This is a genomic window from Psychrobacter sp. UBA2514 (assembly GCF_002341255.1).
GTDB classification, from domain to species: domain Bacteria; phylum Pseudomonadota; class Gammaproteobacteria; order Pseudomonadales; family Moraxellaceae; genus Psychrobacter; species Psychrobacter pacificensis.
The window spans coordinates 87,041-112,699 of record NZ_DDNS01000007.1 but is presented as its reverse complement, the minus strand read 5'-3'; the positions used below and the strand labels follow the sequence as shown (position 1 = coordinate 112,699).

At 43.3% G+C, this 25,659-nt stretch carries 20 protein-coding genes, 3 tRNA genes and 1 pseudogene; 2 read left to right on the top strand and 22 right to left on the bottom strand.

All coding sequences use genetic code 11. From position 1 onward, the window contains the following. Window positions 1-142 precede the first annotated feature (142 nt). Window positions 143-3,226: a DNA mismatch repair protein MutS gene (gene mutS / locus B3V51_RS02350; protein WP_286707902.1), complete on the top strand. Its 3,084-nt coding sequence runs from the start codon at window positions 143-145 to the stop codon at window positions 3,224-3,226. A 97-nt stretch (window positions 3,227-3,323) separates the two neighbouring features. Then, entirely contained in the window at window positions 3,324-3,647 is a 324-nt protein-coding gene (fdxA, locus tag B3V51_RS02345) for a ferredoxin FdxA (RefSeq protein WP_011279554.1), read from the top strand. Window positions 3,648-3,733: 86 nt separating this feature from the next. On the opposite strand, the gene tfpZ is transcribed toward fdxA, so the two are convergent. From tfpZ to B3V51_RS02235, 22 genes and pseudogenes are all read right to left on the bottom strand, one after another. Further along, window positions 3,734-4,471, bottom strand: a complete 738-nt coding sequence (gene tfpZ, locus B3V51_RS02340) for a TfpX/TfpZ family type IV pilin accessory protein (RefSeq protein WP_286707901.1) — start codon at window positions 4,469-4,471, stop codon at window positions 3,734-3,736. Window positions 4,472-4,550: 79 nt separating this feature from the next. Beyond that, the gene (locus tag B3V51_RS02335) at window positions 4,551-5,000 is read right to left on the bottom strand and encodes a pilin (protein WP_286707900.1); all 450 of its coding nucleotides are present in this window, start codon (window positions 4,998-5,000) and stop codon (window positions 4,551-4,553) included. Window positions 5,001-5,090: 90 nt separating this feature from the next. Then, window positions 5,091-5,420: a pilin gene (locus B3V51_RS02330; protein ID WP_414706361.1), complete on the bottom strand. Its 330-nt coding sequence runs from the start codon at window positions 5,418-5,420 to the stop codon at window positions 5,091-5,093. Window positions 5,421-5,464: 44 nt separating this feature from the next. Next, window positions 5,465-5,564: pseudogene (locus B3V51_RS12870) on the bottom strand (prepilin-type N-terminal cleavage/methylation domain-containing protein); the annotation flags it as partial. Window positions 5,565-5,898: 334 nt separating this feature from the next. Further along, complete coding sequence (locus B3V51_RS02320; RefSeq protein ID WP_286707899.1) at window positions 5,899-6,348, bottom strand: type IV pilin protein; 450 nt, start codon at window positions 6,346-6,348, stop codon at window positions 5,899-5,901. Continuing rightward, window positions 6,348-6,896 carry a type IV pilin protein gene (locus tag B3V51_RS02315; RefSeq protein WP_286707898.1) on the bottom strand — a complete coding sequence of 183 codons (549 nt, stop codon included), beginning with the start codon at window positions 6,894-6,896 and terminating at the stop codon, window positions 6,348-6,350. The genes B3V51_RS02320 and B3V51_RS02315 overlap by 1 nt, the downstream gene beginning before the upstream one ends. Before the next feature lie 12 nt (window positions 6,897-6,908). Next, window positions 6,909-10,451, bottom strand: coding sequence for a pilus assembly protein PilY (locus B3V51_RS02310; RefSeq protein WP_286707897.1), 3,543 nt, complete (start codon window positions 10,449-10,451; stop codon window positions 6,909-6,911). Between the two features lie 597 nt (window positions 10,452-11,048). Then, window positions 11,049-11,852: a PilX N-terminal domain-containing pilus assembly protein gene (locus tag B3V51_RS02305; protein ID WP_286707896.1), complete on the bottom strand. Its 804-nt coding sequence runs from the start codon at window positions 11,850-11,852 to the stop codon at window positions 11,049-11,051. A 70-nt stretch (window positions 11,853-11,922) separates the two neighbouring features. Then, on the bottom strand, window positions 11,923-12,927 hold the full coding sequence (locus tag B3V51_RS02300) for a prepilin-type N-terminal cleavage/methylation domain-containing protein (RefSeq protein WP_286707895.1): 1,005 nt from the start codon (window positions 12,925-12,927) through the stop codon (window positions 11,923-11,925). Beyond that, window positions 12,927-13,493 carry a type IV pilus modification protein PilV gene (gene pilV, locus B3V51_RS02295; protein ID WP_286707894.1) on the bottom strand — a complete coding sequence of 189 codons (567 nt, stop codon included), beginning with the start codon at window positions 13,491-13,493 and terminating at the stop codon, window positions 12,927-12,929. The genes B3V51_RS02300 and pilV overlap by 1 nt, the downstream gene beginning before the upstream one ends. Further along, entirely contained in the window at window positions 13,493-13,999 is a 507-nt protein-coding gene (locus B3V51_RS02290; RefSeq protein ID WP_286707893.1) for a GspH/FimT family pseudopilin, read from the bottom strand. The genes pilV and B3V51_RS02290 overlap by 1 nt, the downstream gene beginning before the upstream one ends. 268 nt (window positions 14,000-14,267) lie before the next feature. Continuing rightward, window positions 14,268-15,104: a ComF family protein gene (locus tag B3V51_RS02285; RefSeq protein ID WP_286707892.1), complete on the bottom strand. Its 837-nt coding sequence runs from the start codon at window positions 15,102-15,104 to the stop codon at window positions 14,268-14,270. Between the two features lie 40 nt (window positions 15,105-15,144). Further along, the gene (locus B3V51_RS02280) at window positions 15,145-16,557 is read right to left on the bottom strand and encodes a phospholipase A (protein WP_286707891.1); all 1,413 of its coding nucleotides are present in this window, start codon (window positions 16,555-16,557) and stop codon (window positions 15,145-15,147) included. A gap of 369 nt (window positions 16,558-16,926) precedes the next feature. Next, window positions 16,927-19,095 (bottom strand): protein-disulfide reductase DsbD, encoded by a 2,169-nt coding sequence (gene dsbD, locus B3V51_RS02275; protein ID WP_286707890.1) that lies wholly within the window; start codon window positions 19,093-19,095, stop codon window positions 16,927-16,929. 47 nt (window positions 19,096-19,142) lie between these two features. Next, window positions 19,143-19,709: a protein-disulfide reductase DsbD N-terminal domain-containing protein gene (locus B3V51_RS02270; RefSeq protein ID WP_286707889.1), complete on the bottom strand. Its 567-nt coding sequence runs from the start codon at window positions 19,707-19,709 to the stop codon at window positions 19,143-19,145. 241 nt (window positions 19,710-19,950) lie between these two features. Beyond that, window positions 19,951-20,391 carry a type II secretion system major pseudopilin GspG gene (gene gspG, locus B3V51_RS02265; protein ID WP_058025683.1) on the bottom strand — a complete coding sequence of 147 codons (441 nt, stop codon included), beginning with the start codon at window positions 20,389-20,391 and terminating at the stop codon, window positions 19,951-19,953. Between the two features lie 558 nt (window positions 20,392-20,949). Beyond that, window positions 20,950-22,152: a type II secretion system inner membrane protein GspF gene (gspF, locus tag B3V51_RS02260; RefSeq protein ID WP_286707888.1), complete on the bottom strand. Its 1,203-nt coding sequence runs from the start codon at window positions 22,150-22,152 to the stop codon at window positions 20,950-20,952. A 228-nt stretch (window positions 22,153-22,380) separates the two neighbouring features. Continuing rightward, a complete protein-coding gene (locus B3V51_RS02255; RefSeq protein ID WP_286707887.1) occupies window positions 22,381-23,436 on the bottom strand; it encodes a hypothetical protein in 1,056 nt (351 codons plus the stop codon). Between the two features lie 291 nt (window positions 23,437-23,727). Continuing rightward, window positions 23,728-24,663 (bottom strand): AraC family transcriptional regulator, encoded by a 936-nt coding sequence (locus tag B3V51_RS02250; RefSeq protein ID WP_071002397.1) that lies wholly within the window; start codon window positions 24,661-24,663, stop codon window positions 23,728-23,730. 434 nt (window positions 24,664-25,097) lie between these two features. After that, window positions 25,098-25,173, bottom strand: a tRNA-His gene (locus B3V51_RS02245). Between the two features lie 42 nt (window positions 25,174-25,215). Continuing rightward, window positions 25,216-25,292: transfer RNA gene (locus B3V51_RS02240), tRNA-Arg, on the bottom strand. 108 nt (window positions 25,293-25,400) lie between these two features. Beyond that, window positions 25,401-25,477 (bottom strand) — tRNA-Pro (locus B3V51_RS02235). Window positions 25,478-25,659: the final 182 nt, after the last annotated feature.

Below are 25,659 nucleotides of genomic sequence, written 5' to 3'. Positions count from 1 at the left end.
TCCTTCTTCGGTACGTACCAGGCGCATTTGTTATATCAACTCTATCGTACCAAAACAATCTATAAAACTGGCGCTAATCAGAAACCAGCTGCCGCAAATGCTATTTAATAAAAATCTATCGAAACACAATAAGAGACTCTGCATGACCGTAAAGCCGTCCGTCCAAAATCATTCATCTATTTCTACTCAATCAGATAATGCCTTATCAAAACCAAATACATCTGACTGTTTAAGCATCGGCGATACCGTCTATAAATTAGCAGATCATACGCCAATGATGGTGCAATATCTAACCATGAAAGCCAACTATCCACAAGCATTGCTGCTATACCGGATGGGGGATTTTTATGAGCTGTTCTTTGATGATGCTAAGCGGGCGGCGCAAATATTAGACATCACCCTAACGCGTCGTGGTACGGATAAAGCGGGCAACCCGATAGCGATGGCGGGCGTTCCTTTTCATGCAGCCGATAGCTACATGGCACGCCTCATCGCGGCTGGGCAAACGGTCGTCGTGTGTGAGCAAATTGACGAGTCGACAACGACCAATGCTGGCAGCGCTAACAATAAGGCCAATATCCCTGCGATGGGCGACAAGCAAAAAAAAGACAAAAGTAAATCGGCGGCCGGTAGCATCATGCGCCGTGAAGTAGTCAAAACGCTGACAGCAGGTACTATTACTGATGATGCACTCATTGCACCAAACCATACACCGACTGTCGTCGCCATCGATATTGCTCATTTAAAAACGCAAGATAATAGCCAGACGTTACAAGCAGCTGTTAGCCAAATGGATCTAGCTGCAGGTACATTGACTACTCAGACGCTAATAGCAGATAAAAACGATATAGATGGATTGCAAACTCAAATGCTTACTGTGTTGGCGCGTTTTGCGCCTAGTGAATGTATCATTAGTGAAGCACTCAGCGATAGCATTGGCGGCACTGATGGCACTGATGCAGAGTGGATGCTGTGGTTGCGGCAACATCTGGACTGCCCTATTATAGAAGTCGCTGCCAATGACTTTCACCGTACGCACGCGAGCGACACGCTTTGTCAGCAGTTTGAGGTGCAACGTCTCGATGGTTTGGGTATAGCAGATAACGTACTGGCGCAAACTAGCTGTGCTGCGCTTATTCATTATGCACAGCAAACGCAGCAGCGCCATGTGCCACAAGTCAATCAGCTGATCGTTGAATACAGTGACGATTATTTGATTATTGATGCCAATAGTCAGCAAAACCTTGAGTTATTTAGTCCAGTCAGTAGTAGCGGTACTTCCCTAATATCCGTCCTTAACCATTGTCAAACGCCAATGGGCAAGCGACTGCTCGTACAGCAAATGAAGCGTCCACTGCGTCAGCATGCGCGCATCAATATGCGCCTAGATGCGATAACGTCCCTATTGAATGCGGATGGTCATTCACATCAGCATTCAGAAAATAGCTCACTGGTGACACGTTTACGAGAAACACTGAATACCATTGGCGATATAGAGCGAATCAGTAGTCGCATCGGGCTGATGAGTGCCAAACCTCGTGATTTACGCAAGCTTGCTGACGGTATCGCTAGCAGCGCCCAGATTACCACTTTATTGACAGCGTCAGGTATCAGCCATGAAGACGCTGGTCTATTGCCGATGTTGATGCAGCAATTGCCTGCCAGGCTGCCAGCCGTTCAAGCGGTGGCTGAGTTAATCGAGCGCGCTATCGTTATTGAACCACCTGCACATATCCGTGATGGCGGTATGATAGCTGCCGGTTATGATGAAGAGTTTGATCGTTTGACTCATTTGCATGACAATATTCAAGTGACATTGGACGACATGGTAGAGCGAGCGCGTCAAGACAATCAATTATCGAGTCTAAAAGTCGGCTTTAATAAAGTCAGTGGCTTTTACTTTGAACTACCCAAAATGCAAGCCAAAAACGCACCCGCTCACTTTATTCGTCGGCAAACGCTCAAGAGTAGTGAGCGCTTTATCACTGATGAGTTAAAAGAGGTCGAGACAGAATATCTGACTGCGCAATCTTTAGCATTAGCTCGTGAGAAAACGCTGTACCAAGCCCTGCTTAACCAATTAAATACGCATTTGGCTGAACTACAACAGTTGAGTGCGGCTATTGCCCAAATAGATGTCCTGAGCAATTGGGCGCAGCTTGCGACGACTTATCATTGGCAGCGTCCAACCATGGGAGAAGATTCAAAAACCCAAAATAAATCTATAGCCAAAAATCAGACCCATATCGATATCCGCCAAGGTCGTCATGTCGTGGTCGAAGCGGCGTTAAATCAGGCGAACGCGAACAATCGGAACGGTGCTGCATCAAGTACGAACCATTTTGTCGCGAACGACTGCGTGCTGGGTAGTGCCAATGCTGATGAAGGACATCCTGAAAGACTGCTCCTCATCACTGGCCCTAACATGGGTGGTAAGTCTACCTATATGCGCCAAACAGCGCTGATTGTCCTGCTTGCTCATTGCGGCAGCTTTGTGCCCGCCGAGCATGCACATATTGGTGATATTGATCGAATATTTACCCGTATCGGCTCAGCGGACGATCTGGCTGGTGGCAAATCTACCTTTATGGTGGAGATGATAGAGACGGCCAATATATTAAATCAAGCAACCCATAAATCACTGGTATTGATGGATGAAGTCGGACGCGGTACCGCCACCACTGATGGTTTGGCAATCGCTCATGCCTGTGTCAACCGTCTAGTCGATATTGGCTGCCTGACGTTATTTGCCACTCATTATTTTGAACTGACGCAATTGGGACAGACAAGTGACGATATTCGTAACGTCCACGTCGCCGCTAGTGAAGTCGACGGTCAGCTACTCCTCCTTCATCATATCTGTGAGGGCGCAGCAAGCTCAAGCTTTGGATTGCATGTCGCGAAGATGGCGGGTATCCCCACTCAAGTATTAAATGATGCCAAACGTTACTTGATAGACAATCTAAAAGCAGAAAATGAAAAAACTATTGATGATAAAAATGACTTAGCTAATTCAGTAACGGATAAACAGCAAAAGTCTAACAACAACTTGGTTCAAGAGCAGCAGGCTAGTTACACGTTTCAATCACCAAATATAGTAGATAATTTAAAGCAAAATCAGTTATTTAGCATAGAAGACGAACTAAGCGCCATTGATCCTGATAGCTTGACCCCCAAACAAGCGCACGATTTAATCTATCATTTGAAGAAAATCATTGGTCACTAAAGGGAATTGTCAAATCGTAGTAAAGGCGCTAAAATACGCTTTATTTTCGACTATTCTATTTAGCCAAAAGCCAAATCAATAACAGGTAGACATTACTATGACCTTTGTCGTTACAGATAACTGCATTCTTTGCAAATACACCGACTGTGTAGAAGTCTGTCCTGTGGACTGCTTTTATGAAGGACCAAACTTTTTGGTCATCGATCCTGATGAGTGTATCGACTGCGCGCTATGTGAGCCTGAATGTCCTGCCAATGCCATCTTCTCAGAAGACGAGGTGCCGAAGGGGCAAGAGATGTTCACTCAGCTAAACGAAGAGCTGGCGCAAAAATGGCCAAACATCACAGAGATGAAAGAGCAAATGCCAGAAGCCGCCAAATGGGACGGCGTCGAGGGTAAGATTCAGTATTTAGAGAAGTAGGCAGCCTGATCGCACTTTGAGGCGGGGATAAACCCCGTCAATAAAAAACCACCGAGCGGCAACTGCTGTTCGGTGGTTTTTTATTCTTAAGGTTTTAAATCTACAATATCTATTACACTATTATCACCGATTAACACTATCATATCCTGCTCATAAGCGACCAATGGCAACCATGCAATAATAGATGGATATTTATCGATGACGCCATCCACCCGCGACTTATCGTTGGACTGATATAGCTTGCTGATAGGTTTGGCTTTATCGTTAATCACCGACCACTGTTTATCTAATGGCTCATACAGATGAGGCTGCTTACTTGGCGCGATTCCTGTTTCTAGCTCTTGAAACAAACGAGCACTTTTTTCCTTGTCATTTTTTACCGCGGCGACAGCTACATACGTAGGCGCTCCCCACTCTAAGTGCTGATACGGTGCTTGGGCTTGCTCTAAGCTGGTTTTCGGTATTTCATTAGCTTGAACGACTTCAAAGCGTAGCGTATCAAAAGCAATATAGACAGGCCTGCTATGAGCAATGTTATACATGCCATAGATAAAGGCTGCAAGCTGTAAAATAATAATGACTGCCAAATCAAACTTTAATGACTTTTTATCCGGTTTGGCAATGATTAAAGTGAGTAAGGGACCAAGCACAGCGTCAATGACCAGCATCATGATAAATATATGAGTTACACCAACTGCTTTCGCAAGCGGTGCAGGATGCCATACCATAAATACTATATACAAACTCACTAAGGCTATGAGAATAGAAATCCCAAGGTGAATTCCAAAAGCTTTGAGACGAAACTTTAGAGAGGAATTTAGCATAAGTTACATCAATATTTTATGTATAGATAGAGCGCTTATATCAGTTATCACAGTTTTAAATAAAATGATATAAACAGTGTTAATTTTGACAAGTGGTTGGTAGCCTGTCTCTACTTACTGTACCACTACACACCCATTGAATGACTTGTTGGTTATTCAGTGTGTTGATTTCGGGCGTTAATACCAGCGTTTTACCAGCGATATTTCCAGCATCAAAATTGATAATGATAACACCTGTATTTGGTGCGACTTTAACCCCATTCTCAGAAACGTATTTGCCATCAAGTGCATCAGCCTGTCTACCGATAATTCCCGTGACAGCGACCTCTGCTGCATTAGGGAAGCGTTTGTTTTCCCATACGTGTGCCGCTATCTCACTACGCAAACCACTAGAGACAGTAAAACCTTCGACTGTTTGAGATTTACCAATGTAATTTAAATAACTGGGTATGGCGATAGCTGCTAGAATACCTATTATAGCAGTAACAATCATTAGCTCTATTAAAGTGAAGCCGTTCTGTATTCTCATAATAGGTCTTCCTTATCAAAAAATTAAAAAAAGCCCTAGCAATTGCTAGGGCTTTTTTATATTCAGAAGACTAGCAGATCATATTAGCAATTACTGACAGCTAGCAGGCAATCTATCAGAAGCTAAAGCTGTTCCACCGCCTACAACGGCACCGGCGCAAGTCCATTGACTGATCTGACCATTGGCTGTATTTAAAGTTGGTGTCAGTGTCATACTAGTACCTGAGTTAGCACCTGCATCAAATAAAACACCGATCACACCATCATCAGCAAGAGTTACACCAGTTGTTGGTGCAAAATACTTACCATCTAACGCTGCTGCTTGCGCTAAAAGTGAAGCTACTTTAGGCTGTGCAGCATCAGTTACGGCATCTGGTAATTTACCTTCAGTTGAGGCATATACACCAATATCGCTTTGCAAACCTGAAGTTGCTTTAAAGCCTTCTGATGCTTGTGCACGAGCTGTATAGTTCTGATAAGCAGGTAGAGCGATCGCAGCTAGGATACCGATAATAGCGATAACGATCATTAGTTCGATTAAGGTAAAACCTTTTTGAGCGTTCATAAGAACTCCTTTAGAGAGGATAAAGATAACGGATATTCGCTCGCGCTATCTTTTGTTATGTTAGGTATTGGATATAATGTATTGATCTTTCATGTCCTAGTAGATGCATATAGCGTGCCAATATTATTAGTCACAGTAGCTATATATGCTAAGTGTCCAATTCTTATCGCTATTTATTGATATTTTCGTGCAGTCACTTACCATACTGCTATTTACTGATACTAATTGTTACGCTAAGCATACCTAAAAGTGTCAGTTTATGTCAATGGCAGCTACTTTGGCTCACGATAGCTGACAATAATTGTCAGTTCTTTTTTAGAGATTATTGTTTTAGTTATTTACTCCACTCATCACCAGTACCACAGACAGTACCGCGGCATTTGATGCCTTGATAATTCAAAGTCAAGTTGCCATCACCTATCATTTGTGTCGCTGTTTTAGGACTGGCAGTAATTTCCCATTTAGCAACAAGTGGATCGGTTATGGTCACATCATATAGCGCAGTGCCCTGCCTTGGATATGCGGTCGAAAAATCTGTTTTGACACTTGCACTAATCGCGCTATAACTACCTTGCGCTAGTTTACGACTTTCTATCTCTGAAGCGATATTTTGCATCTCACTCATCATGTCGGTGCGTTTGGTTTTGATGACGTATCGTTGGTAGCTAGGATAAGCAATCGCTGCTAATACACCGATAATGGCGACGACGATCATCAGCTCTATCAGTGTAAAGCCTTGCTGACGCCCAATCATCTCTTTCTGATGGTACTTCACTGCTGTCATCACCACTCCTTTTGACCTGTGCCGCAGTCATCATCTGTACTAGTCACAGTCCTATCTTTGCTTTTACACCGTACGCCAGTACTACTTATCATGATGATATGCGCATCTGAGCTTTCAAATGATGCATTTGGTTCGGCCAGCATACGCCATGAGCTACCTGCTGTAGAGTAGCCTGTACTTGTAGGTGCTAGTGTGTTACCAGTGCTCGCATCTACCAAGGTAATCACATAGCTGTAATTGGTGCTATCGCTGCCTCTGGGGACATAAATGGTCTTGTTGTCGGTAGCATCATAGCCATAGCTTGCAGTACCATCACTGGCTTGTTTTTTTGGTACAAAACCCTTATAAGTCAGTGCACTAGCGCGCCAGCGGTTCAGCTCTATCTGTAGCTGCTGCATGCTTGCTTGCGCTTGTGCTTCAGCGTTTCGGACTACATACTGACGATAAGAAGGAACCGCAATCGCTGCCAATACCGCCACGATCATGATAACTATCATTAGCTCAATCAGCGTAAAGCCTGAGTGTTGTTTTGAGGCTTTCATGCCCATGCGACCACCTTATCAGTCTACTTCATACCATACTTTTGGCTGCAGCGTATAACGCTCGTTAAATATCAACTCAGGCGCGGTGCCGTTGCCTATGATGCTATCATTCACGCTTAAGTTCCCTTGATTTAACCCTTTGGGGTTTGTGAGCGCATTAAATAGACCTTTACCATTATCAGAACCAAAATCGACTCGGTCATTGGCGCGTTCAGCCAATGTTCGCGTGCCGATCAGCAGTCGCTGATTTGAGAGGCTTGAGCTGCGTGGTCCAAGCGTGAGCTCTTGAATACCCTTACCTGCCTGTACATAACCTGCAGTCCCATTTTTGGAGGCTTCATCGGTACAGATACCATAAGGTAAGCAGTAGAGCTGTCTCTCTGAGCCGCCTGTCACTTTGGCAGAACAAGAGTCCACGGCATTATAGCTCATATCTGGGTTGTAGACCGTTGTATACAAATAACCGTCTACCACTGCAGATTTGCCAACGCCTTTGGTATATCTGACATTACCATAGCCGTCAAAGCGCGTTAATGGATAATACCAGCCGTTTTTCTCTCCTTTTCTTAAGGTATTTATCACGGCGTTTTTTTGTGCCAAGGTGTATCCAGCTCCCGTCAAATTACCAATACTTGACGGCAGCTCGGCAAGATCCGTACTGTTGGCTTCAAGCTCTACGATTTCTTGACCATTTGTGGTGCCTGAAGTGGTAAAGTTGCTCGCATAAAATACATGGTCTGCCTTGGTAATATCACTATCGATAATGCCATATAGCCTATCAGCCTTATCATTGTCTCGTATTTTAGAGAGCGGTGAGCTGCGGTCCCCTGAGATGACATTTACGAGTGCAAATAGTGAGTTGGTTAAATCGTTACGATAAAAACTGACAACTGGCCGCTCGTAGAAACGGTGATTGTATTTTTTGTTGCTGCCTGAATAGGCAGGTTTGAGTACGCGTGTGACTCTGGTGTTACTAAAAGAAGTTTCTGGTGAAGCAGTGCCGGATGCCACTGGCTTCACAAAACCTGCATTGGTAAAATCAGCGCGGAATACTTGACCGCCCAGATCGGCAAAGTAGATATGATCCATAAAGCCGTCATTATCACGGTCTAAGGTAGTGACACCAGCGACAATACTATTGGTCATACTATTGACCGTCTTAGTCGGCGAGCCTTCAGCAGATGCCGACCATATCAAAGCGCCTGTTTTGGCATTAATAATGTATACTGCGTTACCTTTAACCGATGATTTGTTTGAGCAAGCACCTAACTCTGTATCTGTGATACCAACCTGAAAGCCCTCATTTTCATAGCACATGTCATAACCACCACCAAACACTAAGACTTCGGTTCCTTCATCAGTCTTACTCATTTTTATTTTGGCTTTAGTAGGTTTTGACCATATTTGCCCCATACGGCTAAAGCCCGAAGTTGTAGGCGTGATCGTAAACATCATGCTAGGAGCATTAGTATTGGTAAGGTTTACACCATAAAAGGCCTCCCCTCCCATACGCAGACCACCGTATGCGAATACACCTTTGCCGCTTCCTGTCTCGACATTTACTTGCCCGTTGCTCAGATCATACCTGTAGTCAGCCGTGACTAGCCACGGGGCATCTACACCAAAGTTGGGCGCACCTATTTCAGGTTTCGTTGCACCTTTGATCAGCGCGTCAGACTTGCTACTATCCATGAGCATCTCTTTTGGAATGATCACGAATTTTTCTGCACCGCCATCACCCACTCCATAATTATCGGCGTCCACTAAGTGCAAACCACCTTCGGATGAACCAAATAACACATAATCATCACGTGTACCAGTCACTCTACCTGTGGTGGTATCTAAGTTGGCTGAATACGAAACTGCGGCTGGCGTGGAGTGCACCGTTGCACCCAGCACCCTGATTGCTTCAGGCGCATTGGCACTACTAAGCGTCATGTCTTTTACCGCTGTGGCAGTGCTTGGAAGAGAGGTAAACCCTAAGAAATTCAATATCTTTCTTAATGTCACTTCGTTATAGGTAGCTGTATCTTTAAATGTATTGTTGGTCAGTACGGCACCATCTACCACGACTTTGCCCGAAGCATTTACGCCTACTTTTCTCAATACAGGTTTTTTGTTGGTAGCGTTATCCCAATCCTCTACATACAGTGTTCTAACAGAGGCAACCCCTGTCGCTGGTGTCTTTAATTGCGCAAAAAACCCACCACTTTCTACCTTATCGTTGGCACCAGGATAGTTTTTATCTGACCACATATCTTGCGTCGCTGGATTCAGATCACCAGCGATACTTTTAAACAGCTTAGAGCCTCCTTTTCCAAATAAGGTGCCCTCGTTTAAGGTATATTTTTTTAAATTACCTTCCCAAATAACTGCGTTTTCCGCTACTTTGGGTTGTAACGTAGGATAATAGGCAATGGCGAGCTGACTATCGGCACGATATGGGTCATCAGGAATAACAATCGTACCTGAAGGTACCGATGGTAAGGTTTGGTTTAAATCACTGACGAAGGTAACAATACTATTAACAATATCGTCTGTGGACTGTGCTGAATAGAACCCACCTTCGCCAAAGCCGCCCACGCCTGATAAAGATGGATGGGATTTTTCGCCCCAGTTGCAGGCGTTTCTTGCATCAATATTGTTGATTTTTTCACAGTTATAAAAATCGCGATCTGCGGTCACACCCGTTTTTGGATTAGTATAAGGTAACCTGCGAATGATTCGCTGTTCTGGTTGTTTCTGTGCATCTGCCACTCGATCAACATCAAAAACAGAGCCAAAGCCAACCACCGCTGTATATATTTCTCTATCTGTACCTAGTGGATTGATAGTTGGATCACGTAAGGCTTTGGCAAAGGCACCAACTTCAGGCATGCCGTTACCACTTTGACTACCACTTGGTAGTGTAACCGCTGGTATACTAAAATTAGTAGACCCTAAAGCTGATTTCATTAAAGGTAAAGGATTAGGCGAGCTATTCGGTTCACCATCAGTTAAGAAGTAAATACCACGTCCATCACAGCTGGAGGCTGATGAGAGCGGGCTTATATAGTTTGAACCAGACTTTGCACTTGTAATAGACTTTTCAAAACCACTAAAGCCCCAGTCTTTAGAACTTTGGGTTTTGTTTCTTGATAGACAAGTACTATTGTAACGTCCACAATTTACAACGTTATAACCATATGATGATTCGATTCTATTATTATTAGTTCCTATACAATCCGTACCAGACCATGTGTTGCATTCATAATAATAGCTACCTAATCTTACATACTCTTCTCTCGGATAAGTGATAGAAGTAGAAGTGTTTTTACCTAACATATATGCGCCAACTTCTGCATAGGCATTGGCTGTCGGTGTTCCATTCTCTCCCTTTAATGCTGCTACTGCTGTTTTGATGGCATTACGCTGGGTCTGATCAACCAGTTTTGCCGGTACGACTATCTTTCCACTGGTACCATCAGCACCTATATATGTATTATTATTTTTATTGCTTTGCGTTGAGTACTGACCAATTCCAATGGCTACTTTTGTAGCATCTAGTTGGGTGTTATCCATTAAAGCAAAAAGTGCATCTTTCAGACGGGTTAAACGGTCGTAATACCTACCACTTTCAATGTTTTTATAATAGTACGTATCATTAGAAAACCAACCGCCACTTTCTTCAGTATAACCAGAGGTTGATGGTGCTGATATTACAGTATTACAAAAAGTGCTGCCATCACAACTATACCAAGTAGTACCTCTCCAACTAGACGTTTTTTTATAGAAATATTTTTTATTAATAGCTTCGCAGTATGTTCTCGGATAGACTGGCGAGGTAGTGGAATCTATGGTTTTAATTGCATTAGAAGATACTCCATTAGGTAGGTCACACGCATCAGCTCCAACATTAGATACGAGGGCTGACATACTACCCGAGGTATCAAGCATCATGGTAACTGTGGTCTTACCACCCTCAGCTGCTTTATATATCTCTAAATCACCAATTTTTTTGCCTGCTACATCTGCTTGTGCAGGAAGCGTCATCATCGATGCCATAGCAACAACTAAATATTTTAGGGGCACTGGAAATGCTTTTTTTCGGGCTGGGGCATTGCCGAGTCGGTTCATGACATCTATCCTTATATTATATCAGCACGATGAATAGGCAAATTAAGGTGTAGAAAGCACACACTTAGAATCCATAGAGCCTCTGCCAAAGGGATAACACTTGGTAGAGGATGAAACGTTTTCCACATCCGCTTGCTCATATAGCATCTTGCTCGGTGTGCCAACTTCTAGTAAGCATTCATTTAACGACTTTTCGCCAGTTGCTACATTAGCTTTGATACTGGTTTGCGCATAACAATTATTACCCGCTAGCTCCGGCTCACTATAAGCTGGAAGCGAAGCAGTTGGTCGAATATCGAACTTATATTTTTTGCTGGTTCGATCTTCACTTTCTTTACCCAAAACCACATGACCAAACCGCTCTGCGTTAGGCTCAGGTGGGGTGATGGTAATACTCATTTGAGTCATCACGGCCTGTCGGGCACTAGTATAATCTTCCGCTTTTTCATAATCACATATTCCATTATTTAATCCATCTACATATCCACCAGTAGACGCTCTAACGGTTGCACTATTTGTCAGGTAACTTTGCGTGCGAGGATTAAAACAATAAATAAACTCATTTGTCTTATTATTTTCAAATAGTAAAAAATGACCAAGGGCGCCTGTTGCACTGGTCACATCTTTATATCCTGTAGAGTCTGCACTACCATTTAACATCATTTCTAGCTTTTGATTAGCACTATCTGCCGACTGCAGTAAGACTGTATTAATTTGATCACTAGTTGCGATTTTAAGGTCTGTCGTACTTTGCCTAACGGCTATTGCACCAGCTAAAATAATAAGTACTAAGAATAGTAGTACCACTATCAGTGTTGCACCTTGCTCGGTACTCCGATAGGTCATATGAATATCTTTTTGTGTCGATCTTGACAGATCACGGTATCGTATCACCTCTAGTCTCCTTACCAATATGCTATAGGTCAGTACTTACATTGACGACACGAGCATTTCGCAACAATGTTGTAGCTTCATAGGTAGTGCGAACTTTTTTTGTACTACCAGTATCTGTTTTTAATTTATTTTCTGTTGGCGGCTGTCCCAACAAAGCAAATTGTGTTTGTTCTGCGCTACCGATAATAGGTGTACTACCATGTACGATTAGACCAATTTTCACTGCCGTGATAACAGGGTTACCAGATGTTATATTAAGATAGGCGTTACTTGGTAAATACACCATCTGTCCTGCATTAGCGCCAGTGGTATACTGTACTCCCAATAGCACCTTAAATTGATCGACATTAATAATAGACTCTTGCCCCGCTTGACCAAATTGACGTGAGTCAGTTGCTGGCATTGTATCGTCTATTCCACCAGCTGGATTAACCCGACCTGCGTCACACGCCAATACCAAGTTTTTGATAGCGCCAGTACTGGTATCATTTGTTGCTTGGCGTAAAAAATAACGTTCAATAACGATGTCATTGATAGCAGCAGTCGCACCTTCACAGTCTGACATTGGTGCACCCGTTATATTGGTATATTGAATTGTCAGCTGATCGCTACCAGTATTGGTATTAGATATTCCCGTCCATCCATTTGGACCAACAGCACTTTCCCCTGCTCGTCTGGTCAAATATCCTGTATTCGGATAAGGGTTCGGTTCACTCGGATTTGGAACGACGATATTAGCACCTGTTAAGACAATACCACCATTGGGTGTGGCTCCATCAATCCTAGTCGTTGAATTACCTAAGTTGGCTAAGCGGATACTTTTCTCCAGTTGCTGTAAGCCAAAAATACTTGCATCTTGCAGCTCACTACCGCTGGCTTGAATACTGCTGGTCTTTGCATTAATTAGATATACTTGAATAACAGCTGCTGACACAATTAAACCAAGTACCAATGAAATCATAAGCTCTATTAAAGTAAAGCCCGCCTGCTTCTCAGTACCATAGCTAACTTCATGATTGTATGACATCAGTACGTCTCCACGATAAAGCACTCTGCACCATTCTTATAACTACCATCAGCGTTAGCACAGGCGTTCGAAGCAGAGTCACTGAGTTCAACCGTCGTATCACCCCAGCTGGCTACAAAACATTGCAGCTCTTGATTACCTAATGTCCCAGGACAGCCACTTGGAACCATACCAATACTAATATCATTAGCACTAGCATATGATTTCATTAATAATCCATCACGAGTTGCTAGTTGATTAATAGTACAAATATCTGCTGCTGCAGGTACTGTATTGGTATTATTAACACAGCTGTTTTTAGTTATTGTTTTGCCCTCAATACTTATTGAATCTGAAGATCCGTTTATTGCCGCCTTAAAAGCAGTGATACCAGTAGGATTTGCTCTTATCGTCTCAGCACCACCCCGAATGATAGTTAACGCTCGCGTACGCATCAGGCTTTCGTCTGTCGCTTTTATAGCTGACATCTGCATTGCACTAAAACCTAACACGGCGACAGCTAGTAATAGCAGTGCCACCATTACTTCTATTAGTCCTACGCCTGCCTGTGTGTCTACGGTCTTCATTAGCAGCTCCCAGCATTCGTCGTATTAATATTAGCAATGCTCGTAAGGCTTACTTGTTTAGGTGTTTCATTAGTAGAGCCACTATCACAGATGGTATATATTACTGTGGCATTATTAGCTATTTTCTTATTGGGTTGAAAAACAATACTGCTTACTGTAGATGGGGTAATCTTTTGGGTAACTGTACTTCTAGCGTTAAGATTATAGGTAGATATATCGTCACCACCAACTTGTAATTTGATCGTTTGAGGTGTGCTAGTACTCGTGTATACGACTGTTACATTCTGACGCCGAAGTATACTTTCCACTTTCGCCTCTTTTAACGCATTAGCCAACGTATTCGCCGTTGCCTTTACGCGCTGATTGGCCAACTGCGTACTAATGCTAGGCGCTGCGATACCGACAATAATAGCGAGCACCGCAATCGTGACCATCAGCTCAATCAGGGTAAATCCTAAACTGGCTGTTCTTAGCGAGGTCGGTAGACTATTCATAGATGCGTTCACATCAAATCCCTATTTAGCACTGCTAATGTCTGTCTCTGATCAGTTTTTGTTTTAAAATAACTAAAATCTGGTGTCAGTTTTGCTAATAGTTTTATAGTTAGCTTAACTAATAATATGCAATTTTTGTTCCACAACATTCTGTTCATGTTATATACGGATGAACAATAATACATACTTGATAGACCAGTAAATATATATGTAATTAATAATATAGCGTTACGATGATATATAAGCAATATATTAATAATTTCAATTAGATAGATGATTTTTAGGACTGACTGCCATGAGCTAACGCATAGGCAGAAATATGATAATTGCTATGGCTTTGAGCATTTATGGTCACTGTTTGCTCAGATGAGATGAATGCACGTGCCAATGCTTGCAAGCTTGCGCCTGTCGTCGCGACATCATCGAACAATAGCAAGCGTTTTACCGGAGGTTTTTCTGTTAGTGCAAAAGCGTTGTCTAAATTGCTTAGACGTTCAGCGCGTGTGAGCCCTTGCTGACTGACCGTATCATCAATGCGCTCCACACCGTGCCATAAAGGAATTTGCCAATGCTTTGACAGTTGTAATGATAAAATACTGACCGGATCGAACCCTCGTTTCACTAGCCGTTGATTGGTCGTTGGCATGGCAACAATCACGCTATTATTACGATGACAGCCATGTGGGCGTGGTAGCTGGCGTAATGCATGTAACAACAATGGCAATTTTGTCATGTCTTCATGATGCTTAAACGCCCGAATCGCTTGACGGATTGGATATTCATAATAGGTGGATACTTGGATAGATAAGGATTTACCAGCAGCAATGTCAACATCAAAAGGCTGTGGCAGCCATGCGATACTATTATGGCAATAAGTGCAGAGTAGACCTCTATTTAAGCGGTGATTGATTTGATGAAAAATATGAGCGAACGAGGATGGATTGCTTGAAAGGGAAAACTCAGAATGTTCGCTCGATGCGTCATTACTATTAGCCTGTGATTGCTGCATCAATAGCTGAGACTGTGGTGTACTGCGATAAATACGGCATAGCTGGCAGCGTACACTTAAATACTCTGCCAGCCACAGTCCAGTTTGATAAGGCACTAAGCGGTGCATAGACTAGTGATTATCATAAATATGTTAAGACTCGCTTATATTAGAGGCCTTTCCAATCATTCAGTACGATACCGAAACCAATAGAGGTATTCTCATGATTATAATCAACAATGGACTCGCCATAACCTTGGAATAGCTGCACCATACCATTGACGTTTTCTGACAATGGATAGATATAATCGATTTGGGCAGCGCCTTTATTGGTGCTTGGATTGTAGCGCAAGGTACCGCTAATGCTCTGCTCGGCAGGCAAATCATATAAGAACTTGATATCGCCATAACCCATGTAATCTTCGATATCTGGGTTGTCATCGTCGCTACTGCTATCACCATTCACTCGAGCCCATAGACGCGGTATGACTGACAGCTTACCCCACTCGGCCCCTGCCATCAGATAAGCACGGTTCCACGAACGTGATAACGGATCGTCCTGTCCATTAGAATGGTGCACAGCACCCGCGCCTAACATACGTAAACGCCCACCGAAAGGTAGGTCTGCCGTCACAGGCTGAGTCAAAAATATCTCAGGCTGATAGTCGGTAGCACGAAATGGCCGTGAATTGTCTTCGTTATACACCTGCCAATGTGACTCTTGGGTATAGCCGAACCACAGATCAGCGCTGGTATCGAATAGATCCTCTGCGACTTTACTCTTTAGAGACAACTGGAATTTTAGCTCTGTCTCACGTATGTCATTAGAGTCAAAAGGTTCAATTTCTTGAGAAGGGGTGGTTGGGCTTAAATTAGGATCAAAAGTATAAAACAATGGCAGCAGATAAGTCGGACGGTATGGTCTTACTGTCCAAGTACCGCGCTCACTGTTTTGATCGAGATCATATGCCAAACTGAGTGGTGTGTATTTTTCAATATCTGCTTGAGTGACACCCACATTTTCTAGAACTTGTGCTTCTTGCTGATTGTCTGTGACCGTATCCAAACTATTAGTAGCAGACTGTTGATTAGCAGTTGCGCTCTCATCACTAAAAGTACTGGTCGAGTTCTCTTCCACAAAAACAACTTGTGGATTACCCGAAATAGTCGTCTTGAATGTTTTTGCCAAATCAACTGGTTGTTTGGTCGTGGTGTAGCTTGGTGTTTTACCTTGTTCAGCTACCTTATCAAAACAAGCCAAACGAGCGGCACTGCTCTGCACTTGCGTACATTCAGAAAACAGCTTCGCTTGTTGAGCAATAAATTCTTTGCTGATTACTTTACCGCTCTGTGTGGTTAAGCTCTGCGGCATCTCAACGGTTTCATATTCAAACGCCGCTTCTGGTACTGGCAGTTCGTTATAAGTTTGGCTATTGTCAGCTGCTTGTACTTGTACCGCCGTACAACTCAACGCGATAGCGACTGCGATACTCAAATGAGTATGTATCGTGCGACTACTGGCGTTACGACTGATTACATGAGTACGTTGTAATTGACGCTGAGTGGTGATGTGGGCAAACATAAATGTCCTTTATCTAACCAGCATTATCGCCAGCAGAGTATGTGAGTTAATTAATATAACTGTTAGCGTCGCCGCTAAAAAACTAGAAAAAATGAGAACATCAGAAGCAGTTATGACAAACTGATATACCCCTTCAGTATTGTTACTTTATTGTAATGAAAATATAATCACTATACTAGCGTTATCGATATATTAAATCTGCTTAAAAAGACATATTGTGTGTAAAACCAAACGTTTAGAAGATATTATTAAAATAATTTTATGGGATGAAAAAAGTCAGCGTACCATTATTGGCGTACGCTGGCTTTTTTTCATTATTAAGCTTTAGCAAAAGAATTACTCAGGTTATTAAGTACGGGTTGTGAGCCATCAGTTATTTAGCGTCGTTAAGGTTTGTTCGAACTCCACGCGACCGATTTCGCCCACTTGCTGATTAACCAATTGACCATCTTGATAATAGAGTAATGCTGGCGGGCCAAACAGCTTGTAGCGTGACAAAACGGCTTTGGAGTCGTCAGTGGTCTCGGTAATATCAAGCCTTACTAACTGCCAATCTTGCATTTGTGCGGGGCGATTATGGAATAAATTTTTGTCCATAATACGGCACTCAACGCACCAGTCTGCTGTTAAATCGACAATCACTTTAGAGTTGTCAGCGACAATGGCGTCTAGCTCTGCCAATGTAGTAATGGTCTCATCTGTCGCCATATTATCGTTACCCAATGGCTGACCAGCCGTGGATGGTACCATCATCGGCGCAGCGCTTAGCGAGGCTAATGGATGCAAGCTGTCATCGTTTCCTAGTGCTGCACCCACTATCAAACAAGCCGCCCAAATACCAGCGATCAGACTCATGGCTTGGGTTAACATGCGTCTTTTGCCAATCCAGCTCCACGCCCATGTCGCCACCACCATAAACCATAATGCCCATACCATTAGCATCACGGGTGAGATAAAGACACGCTCAATTAATAATAAAGCAACGGCAAAGAGCAATAAGGCAAAACCTTGCTTGACCCAGTTCATCCACTCTCCTGCCTTCGGCATGATTTTGCCCTGAGTAGCACCAATTAAAATAAGCGGTGCTGACAAACCAAAACCCAGCATAAATAAGGCGGCGAAACCCAAGAGCGGACTACCAATGGTAGAGACTGCCAGTAGCGCACCGAATAATGGCGCAGAGACGCAAGGAGATACGACTAATGCAGATAAAAATCCAGCAATCAAACTACCGCCTGTGCTACCAAGCTTGCTGTCGCCTGCTTGGCTAAGCCCTTGCATTTTTCGGCTGAGTGCTTGCGGTAAACGTACAGTAAAAGCATCCAGCATGTATAGCGCTAACAAGACAAAAACAATCGCAAAGCCAATCAAAATAATAGGATTTTGCAACCAGCCAATAATACCTAATGACTCGCCAAATACCGCAATCACAGCGCCCAAAATACCATAGGCAGTCGCCACACCAATTGCGTAACTGGTGGTTAGAATGACGCCGCGTTTGACCGTTGGGTTTTGCTCGCGGGCGACAATATTGGCAACGATGGGCAGCATCGGTAGGACACACGGCGTCAAGGCCAAACCTAGACCTGCTAAGAATAGCAATACCAATGCGAGCCAAGGATGAGACGCCAAACCAAAGGGATCACCATCAACAAGGTTGCTAGCATTTACATTCTCGCTATTGTTCGCGTCACTTGATACATTGGCGTTTGCTCCAGAAATCGTGGTCGTTGCAGTGCTACCATCTAAAGAGTCGTACTCCAAAGTACTGTCATCGATTAGATCATAATCAATAACATCCTCATCCGTTAACGCCTGTTCTGCTTGCGCCGTGGTGCTACTGGTTGTTATAGATGTCGTCTCAGTATTCCCAGCAGATATCGTCGCATCAGTCAGATTGTCGCTCGCGGCCGTCTCGCCAACAGACGCACGTTCTGCCTCAGTGTTGGCATTACTTGTCGCGCTCTGTGACGATGCTGCTGTGATATTGACAGTGGTTTTGATTTTTTCAGGGGGATAGCACAATCCCGCTTTGGCGCAACCTTGCCAACCAATGACAACTGCTGCTTCATCGATGTTTTTGCCGTTGTTACTGGTCAATGTGGTAGTTGCGACCATATTGGCTTGATCAAACACCAATACCTTACCAAATGTCGGATCGTCGATTGAATATGGCTTTTGGTTAAAGGTAAAAGGTGCCGCCGTCACGCCCGCAGGTAGCGTCAGTTTGATTTGATTTTTATAGACATAATGCTCAGGCGTGATATCAAACGCGATGGATAAACGCGTACCTGACTTGGTAGAGGCACTACTGCTACTCACCTGAAAGGCTTCATCTACTGGCAAAAATTTCGATTGCGCTGTATTTTGACTGCTGCCAAATAGATCACCCAATCCTGCCGCTTGCGCCGTCGTTGAGGTCGCTAACAACCCTGTCAATAGCGAGCCGCTAGCAATCACACATGCTAAGACATACGCTTTTTTTGCATGTGTATTTGCAGTCAATGATGCCGATTGTTGTGATATCTTCATGAGCATGAATAGCTACCTGTTATTACCAATATTTGAATCAAACTTCTCAATACTTATCTACGTGTCGCAGCAATATTTACCTTAGTTTTGATCTTTTCGGGTGGGTAGCATAGCCCAGCTTTTGCACAGCCTTGCCAACCAATGATAATCGGGGCATTTTTTGCACCTTTACCATTATTGGTCGTCAGCATCGTGGTGGCAACGACACTCCTTTGCGTAAATACAGGAACTTTACCAAAGGTTGGATCATCAATGGACACTGGTGCCTGATTAAAAGTAAATGGTGTCGCATTTATTCCTTTGGGAAAGCTTAACGCGAGCTGCTCTTTATAGACATAATGTCCTGGCGTGATATCAAACGTGATGGATAAACGCGTGCCCTTAGATGTGGCTTTTGTGCTGCTGACCACTTGGAAAGCTTCATCCACTGGTAAAAATTTTGATTGCGCAGCGCCACTACTATTAAATAAGTCGTTCAATCCTGCCGCCTGTGCGCTGATTGATGTCATTGATAAAGCTGTCATCAACGAGGTGGTTGCAACAGTAAACGCAAGCACATGGAACTTAGTAGCGCGTTTATTGATAGCGACTGATTGTAGTGTTGGTATTTTTATTGACATAAGTTATTACCTTTGATGTTAGCTTCCAGTGACTGGCAGTACGGACATACACCTACTGATAAAACTATTGACCCTCAATACAAGGTTCATATCAGATGGTATTTATTTTACGTATCGATAAAAAATATCAACCAATAAAAAGATATTGGTTGATATTGATAGGTCGTTAATTGCACGATAGCAAGTGCGTTTAACGATATTTTATTGGTATAGATTTTTTAGATGCAGACAAAGCTAAATTTTATAGCTGAGCATAAAGATCCGCATCCTGACCTTCACCACCTTGCTGTCCATCTGCACCTAAAGAAAACAAGTCATAAGCTCGCCCTTCACTACCTGGCGACACATATTGCAATTCATTCTCCCAACCATCAGTAGGATAGCCACCTTTTATATAGCCCCCTTCAGGATAGTTTTTGGCGTCACTTGGCGGTGTGGTAAGCGCCTCTAACCCTTGCGCTGTCGTCGGATAGCGTGAATTGTCGACTTTATACATATCTAACGCGTTGGAAACGGTAGCGAGCGCGGTTTCAGTGGTTTTGACACGCGCTTTGTCACTTTGCCCGACTACTTTTGGGACGACCAAGCCTGCAAGAATAGCCAAGATAACGATAACCACCATAATCTCAATAAGCGTAAATCCCGATTGTCTAGACTTACCTATCAAGCTGCGATGTGTCATTGAATGGACTCTCTGATGGTCATTTACAATGCCACCATGGGCTTGAGTATTATTATTGTCATCTTTGGTATTGGCACTTTTTGGGCTAATATTTACTTGAAGGGTGTCAGTCATAGTCATTGCTTTGGTCATCACAGTTATGTAAATAGTAAAAGTGGCGTTCTAGTAGCACTCGTGCATTTAGGAGCTTATCAATAAAACCCTAAATCATTGTCACTATAAACCATGGTTTTATTTTTATCCAGCGCTGTGCTCAGATTGTCATTACAGTCAATACCAAGTAACCATCAGCAACAAGTAATCAGCAGCAAGTAGCCGTCACCAAATAATCATCGATATTTATCACTATCGTTTTGACCCGCTTTCACTATAACGTGGTGCTTAGGTTTACCATAGCAAAAATTTTGCTTGGTCAACAATATACAACAGTAAGCAAATCTTAAGAAAGCTAACGTAGGGTTTAGCAAGATAGGGGATTAAGAGAGGATAAAAATGCAGATAGTTGATAATTTGAGAAGAGCATATCGGCTATTTTTCAGCTAGTCAGTTAACTATTGACTAGCCTGCCAAGTCATTCATATTAACGATTGGTAGCATCACTGCCATCACGATAATCATCACCACCACACCCATCAAGACCAGCATCAAAGGCTCAAGTAATGATAGTAAGGTACTGATAAAATTGGTGGCCTCCGCCTCCTGCATTGTGGCGGCACGACTGAGCATACTTTCAAGCTCGCCTGAGTTCTCCCCACTTTTGATCATTTGTACCATCATGGGCGGAAAGTAAGTGGATTTTTCGAGTTGGCTGGATAAACTTGAGCCTTCTGTGACCCTATCAGCAGCGCTCATGATCGTTTGCTTGATGTGCAGATTGGTCGTCACTGCCGCACCAATATGTAGCGCCTCAATCAACGGCACCCCTGAACGCACCAAAATCGCAAGCGTACTAGCAAAACGCGCCGCATTCAATCCCTTAGACAATCTGGCTAATATCGGTAGCCTGAGCACCATACTATCTATTGCCAATTTCCCAGCCTGCGTTTGGGCAAAACGATAAAACAAAAACGCAGTACCTGCCAATACCAGCAGCATTAACCACCACCACTGCGTAATGATATTTGATAACGTCAGAACGACTTGAGTAATCAATGGCAAGGCATGTTCGGACTGCTCAAAGACTTTGACAATTTTGGGCACCACAAAACTCATCAGCCCCATGATCACGCCAATTGCCATAACCATCAGTACAATCGGATAGACCATCGCCCCTTGGATTTTCTTTTGAAGGGCAAAGCGGTTTTCAGTGTAGTCGGCTAGCTGATTAAGGATTAAATCCAAGTGACCAGATTTTTCGCCTGCGGCAATCGTGGCAATATATAACGGTGGGAAGCTCGCGGCCTGTTGTAATGCTCGTGCTAAGCTTAAACCTTCGAGGACATGTGAGCGTACCGCCAGCATCAGAGATTTGATATGCGTCTTTGGCGATTGTTTAGCGACAGCAGCCAAAGTTTCTTCAAGTGGAATACCGGCCGCTAGTAACACAGCTAACTGGCGTGTGAGTAATGCAAGCTCATAAGCAGATGGTTTTTTATAGCGGCTTTTGTTTTGGCTTTGTCTGTCATTGACCGCACTGACTTCGACTGGTGTCCACTGCTTATCACGCAGCTGCTGCCGAACTTGCCGAGCAGAATCCCCTTCTAGTAAGCCTTTTTGGACACTACCTTGGTCGTCAAGCGCTTTAAAATGATAAGCGGGCATAGCGGCAGATATCCTAAAAAAGTCACAGGTAGGGGTTTGGATGTATGGCTTAACAAAAAGGGTAATGTCTATAAAAACTATCTATAGTGAATTCAGTATAAAAACGATACAGTGGGACTGGGATAAATTTTTCGCAGCATCGAGCAGCATAGGCACAGCACGCAAGGAAAATTTAGACCAGTTCCACCTTGATATATAATGTATCTGTTTTATTTAGGATTGACTATATCAAAGCGGCGTTGAGTCATTACTGTCAGGCATCAAGCCTTGTAATAATAAGACATCCAAATGCTGCTGCTGTAACTTTTTATCAAAATCATTGACCTCAGCGATCAGCATTCTCTCAATGCGTTTATCACTTGCAAACACACTCAAGCGCGCACAAATCACTGCCAATTGATAGACACGTTTTTTACAATACCCATCCAGACCTTGTAACAGCCTGACCATGTGCGGCGTCTCAAGACTAGCATAGTCATAATCAGCAACGACTTGCTGACCCAGCGCTGCCACACCATAACTGATAGATAAGTGCGCGCAGAAATAACAGCTGAATAAATACCCAACCACGTGACCGATATAATAACCGCGATCATAGGTAAAGCTGCTCACGCCAAAGTGACCTAGCACGTAGCTATTGAGACTGCCTTGATCGCGGATTGGCTTGCCATGTTTTAGCTTACCGACAGTGGCAAAACACAGCGGGTTGCGCCCATCCTGCGTGGTAAGCTGCCAACCTGCTGGCTGCTGAGCGGGCATATGATGCACGATATCTGCAATAATATCATCGACCACGTGCAGCTGCTGCCAAAGTCGTTCAAGCATTTCTGTATCCATCAAACCACGCTTATCAAGCTGCTGAGCAAGCAAATACTGCTGATATTCTGCAAATTGTGATTTGAGGGTTTGTACTAAATACGTGGGGCGCGTATTGGCGGATGCCATATATAGCAGTCGAGTGCGCTCGTGCTGGGTATGATAAAGAGCCACACGCTGCGCAGCCACGTTTGACTCATTGGCAGTAGGCTGTATGGTTGATGTATCGGTGTCAGGCTGTTCGCTAGCGCCTACTTCATCAATGCTCTCCTTGGTATCTGACAAAGTAAATAGCGTTAATAATGCCGCTTTATCAGGCATCTCAGCCGTATTAGCTAACATCGTTTTGCTAGCATGCACGTTATCTTGCGCATTAGCTTTATCAGATTTCTGTTCTTTTTTAGCAGTTACAGTAGTACCTTGGTGGCTATTGGCTTTTGTACTTGGCTTTGCGGTCGGTTCAGTCATAACATACCATCAGCAGCAAAAATAAACATCGTCTCGATCCTTTTATGCAACGGATATACAGTCACATATCATGCGTCAAATATGAACGCTCACACCTCGACGATTCATTATTCCATAGTACCTGAACACAAGCGTATTGTCAGCCTTGCCTAGCCAAAATAGCGCCAGTTGACTGCCAAGTATTTTACCTAGGCAAATGCTAGATATATATCAATCAAAAAAAGCGTTAAGGATACCTTGGTCGCCTTAACGCTTTTAATAAATGAACACTGAGGACGTTAAAATATTAACTTATGCAAGCTTTTGTTGTTGATACTGTTTACGGTACGCTTTTGGTGAGACACCATAAACGCGTTTGAACGCCTGACTAAAAGTTGAATCTGACGCATAGCCCACCATATCACTGATACGGCTGATACTATTTTGCTGTAAGCGCAAATAACGTGCTGCCAAACGCAAGCGATAATCAATCAAATAAGTGAGCGGCGGCATCCCTACCGTATCTTTAAAGCGCTGGGCAAAGCTCGAGCGCGACATACCTGCCACCTCTGCAAGCTTATGAATGGTCCAGCTTTGACTTGGTGCCTCATGCATCGCTGCAAGCGCCTTGGTCAAAAACGGATCTTTCATGGCCTTTAGCCAATTCTCAGTCGCCTCAGGTAAGCTTTCAATATAAACGCGCAAACATTCAATCATCATGATGCTTGCCCAATGATTGATCACAGCCGTTTTGCCCATGCGTTCGCGCTCAGACTCCAAGGTCAAAAGCTTGATTTCCACATCAATCACCTCAAACCGACCATCAGCCGCATCATTGAGCTCAGGCAATATCGGTGGTAACACAGATAGTAGAGGGCTAATCATCTCTTTATCGTATTTACATTCAATCAAAATCAATGAGGAATTAGGATCGCCATTGCCATCAATCTCAAGCGTGCGATCTTGACAATTGGTCAGTAATTCATCGAGGGGTTCAGCCACGTCACCATGATGATTGAGTGCATAGCTTACGTGCTTATGCGCGTTCGGGATCATAATCATATCACCAGCACGAGCTTCGCGTAGGCCATTGCCAACGTCTATACAAAAACCACCAGACATCACCAAGTAAAATAAAATGGTGTCTTTTCTACTCATAGAATAAGACCAATTGCCAGCACCATTCAAACGATAATACTTGGTCTCAAATAGGTGCACATTCTGTAGCAATACGCTCAATGCGTCCATCAATCAGTTCCTCAATAATACAGGGTCAATAACAACAAATCTTAAAAAGGCGGGTGTGTATCCAAAATGCTTTAAATTTTTTCGATCTAGCCAATACGATGTCTCAATCAGCAGGATGCATCAAGACCTAAGCATAATGCCCGATTTAAAACATGATGTCTATTTACTCATAAGCAGTACTAATAAATAGTAGAGTAGACACAGTCAGTTTAGGTTTTTGAAGAAAAACCTATCGCAAAATTGATATGAATAAGAAGTCAGTGAATCGTTAAACAATCAAAAGTTCAGAAAGCTTTAACCGTTTAATATTATAGGATAATACAGAGAAATAGAAATCAAGCAGGCACAAAAAAACGCCAACAGTGGCGAGTGCTATTTATTCGATAAGGTTTAGTATAAAGATAGGATTTATATACAGATAATGCAGAATAAAATGGGGCGACTGATGGGACTCGAACCCACGACAACCGAGATCACAACCCGGGGCTCTACCAACTGAGCTACAACCGCCATAACTATTGCCAAAAGAATAGGCAAGATTTGCAGGCTAAATGGCGCGCCTGGCAGGATTCGAACCTGCGACCACCTCCTTAGAAGGGAGATGCTCTATCCAGCTGAGCTACAGGCGCTCTTAGAGGACTTTTATATACTTAATTTAGACTTCCCATACAATATTTACTATATCAGAAACTAAATCATTATACATAAAAAAAAGCCTGTAAGGCTCTTAAAATAGATGGTCGGAGTGATAGGATTCGAACCTACGACCCTCTGGTCCCAAACCAGATGCGCTACCAAACTGCGCCACACTCCGAAATTCTCTATTATCACGATAGTGTGTTAATTAACTCGTTGTTGGCAATGCCGCTAACTTGTTAATGTTCCTCGCTATCGAGGTGCACATATTAAGGGGTAAAGGCGATTGTGTCAACACCTATTTTCGATTAATTTTAAATAATCTCTAAATTCTTTCAAAAAAGGCATTCTTATAAAAAC

Bases quoted from the DNA above. Each gene is read 5' to 3' on its own strand.
- mutS (WP_286707902.1), top strand. From the start codon at position 143: ATGACCGTAAAGCCGTCCGTCCAAAATCATTCATCTATTTCTACTCAA.
- fdxA (WP_011279554.1), top strand. From the start codon at position 3,324: ATGACCTTTGTCGTTACAGATAACTGCATTCTTTGCAAATACACCGAC.
- tfpZ (WP_286707901.1), bottom strand. From the start codon at position 4,471: ATGCTAAATTCCTCTCTAAAGTTTCGTCTCAAAGCTTTTGGAATTCAC.
- B3V51_RS02335 (WP_286707900.1), bottom strand. From the start codon at position 5,000: ATGAGAATACAGAACGGCTTCACTTTAATAGAGCTAATGATTGTTACT.
- B3V51_RS02320 (WP_286707899.1), bottom strand. From the start codon at position 6,348: ATGACAGCAGTGAAGTACCATCAGAAAGAGATGATTGGGCGTCAGCAA.
- B3V51_RS02315 (WP_286707898.1), bottom strand. From the start codon at position 6,896: ATGGGCATGAAAGCCTCAAAACAACACTCAGGCTTTACGCTGATTGAG.
- B3V51_RS02310 (WP_286707897.1), bottom strand. From the start codon at position 10,451: ATGGATAACACCCAACTAGATGCTACAAAAGTAGCCATTGGAATTGGT.
- B3V51_RS02305 (WP_286707896.1), bottom strand. From the start codon at position 11,852: ATGACCTATCGGAGTACCGAGCAAGGTGCAACACTGATAGTGGTACTA.
- B3V51_RS02300 (WP_286707895.1), bottom strand. From the start codon at position 12,927: ATGTCATACAATCATGAAGTTAGCTATGGTACTGAGAAGCAGGCGGGC.
- pilV (WP_286707894.1), bottom strand. From the start codon at position 13,493: ATGAAGACCGTAGACACACAGGCAGGCGTAGGACTAATAGAAGTAATG.
- B3V51_RS02285 (WP_286707892.1), bottom strand. From the start codon at position 15,104: ATGCACCGCTTAGTGCCTTATCAAACTGGACTGTGGCTGGCAGAGTAT.
- B3V51_RS02280 (WP_286707891.1), bottom strand. From the start codon at position 16,557: ATGTTTGCCCACATCACCACTCAGCGTCAATTACAACGTACTCATGTA.
- dsbD (WP_286707890.1), bottom strand. From the start codon at position 19,095: ATGCTCATGAAGATATCACAACAATCGGCATCATTGACTGCAAATACA.
- B3V51_RS02270 (WP_286707889.1), bottom strand. From the start codon at position 19,709: ATGTCAATAAAAATACCAACACTACAATCAGTCGCTATCAATAAACGC.
- gspG (WP_058025683.1), bottom strand. From the start codon at position 20,391: ATGACACATCGCAGCTTGATAGGTAAGTCTAGACAATCGGGATTTACG.
- gspF (WP_286707888.1), bottom strand. From the start codon at position 22,152: ATGCCCGCTTATCATTTTAAAGCGCTTGACGACCAAGGTAGTGTCCAA.
- B3V51_RS02255 (WP_286707887.1), bottom strand. From the start codon at position 23,436: ATGACTGAACCGACCGCAAAGCCAAGTACAAAAGCCAATAGCCACCAA.
- B3V51_RS02250 (WP_071002397.1), bottom strand. From the start codon at position 24,663: ATGGACGCATTGAGCGTATTGCTACAGAATGTGCACCTATTTGAGACC.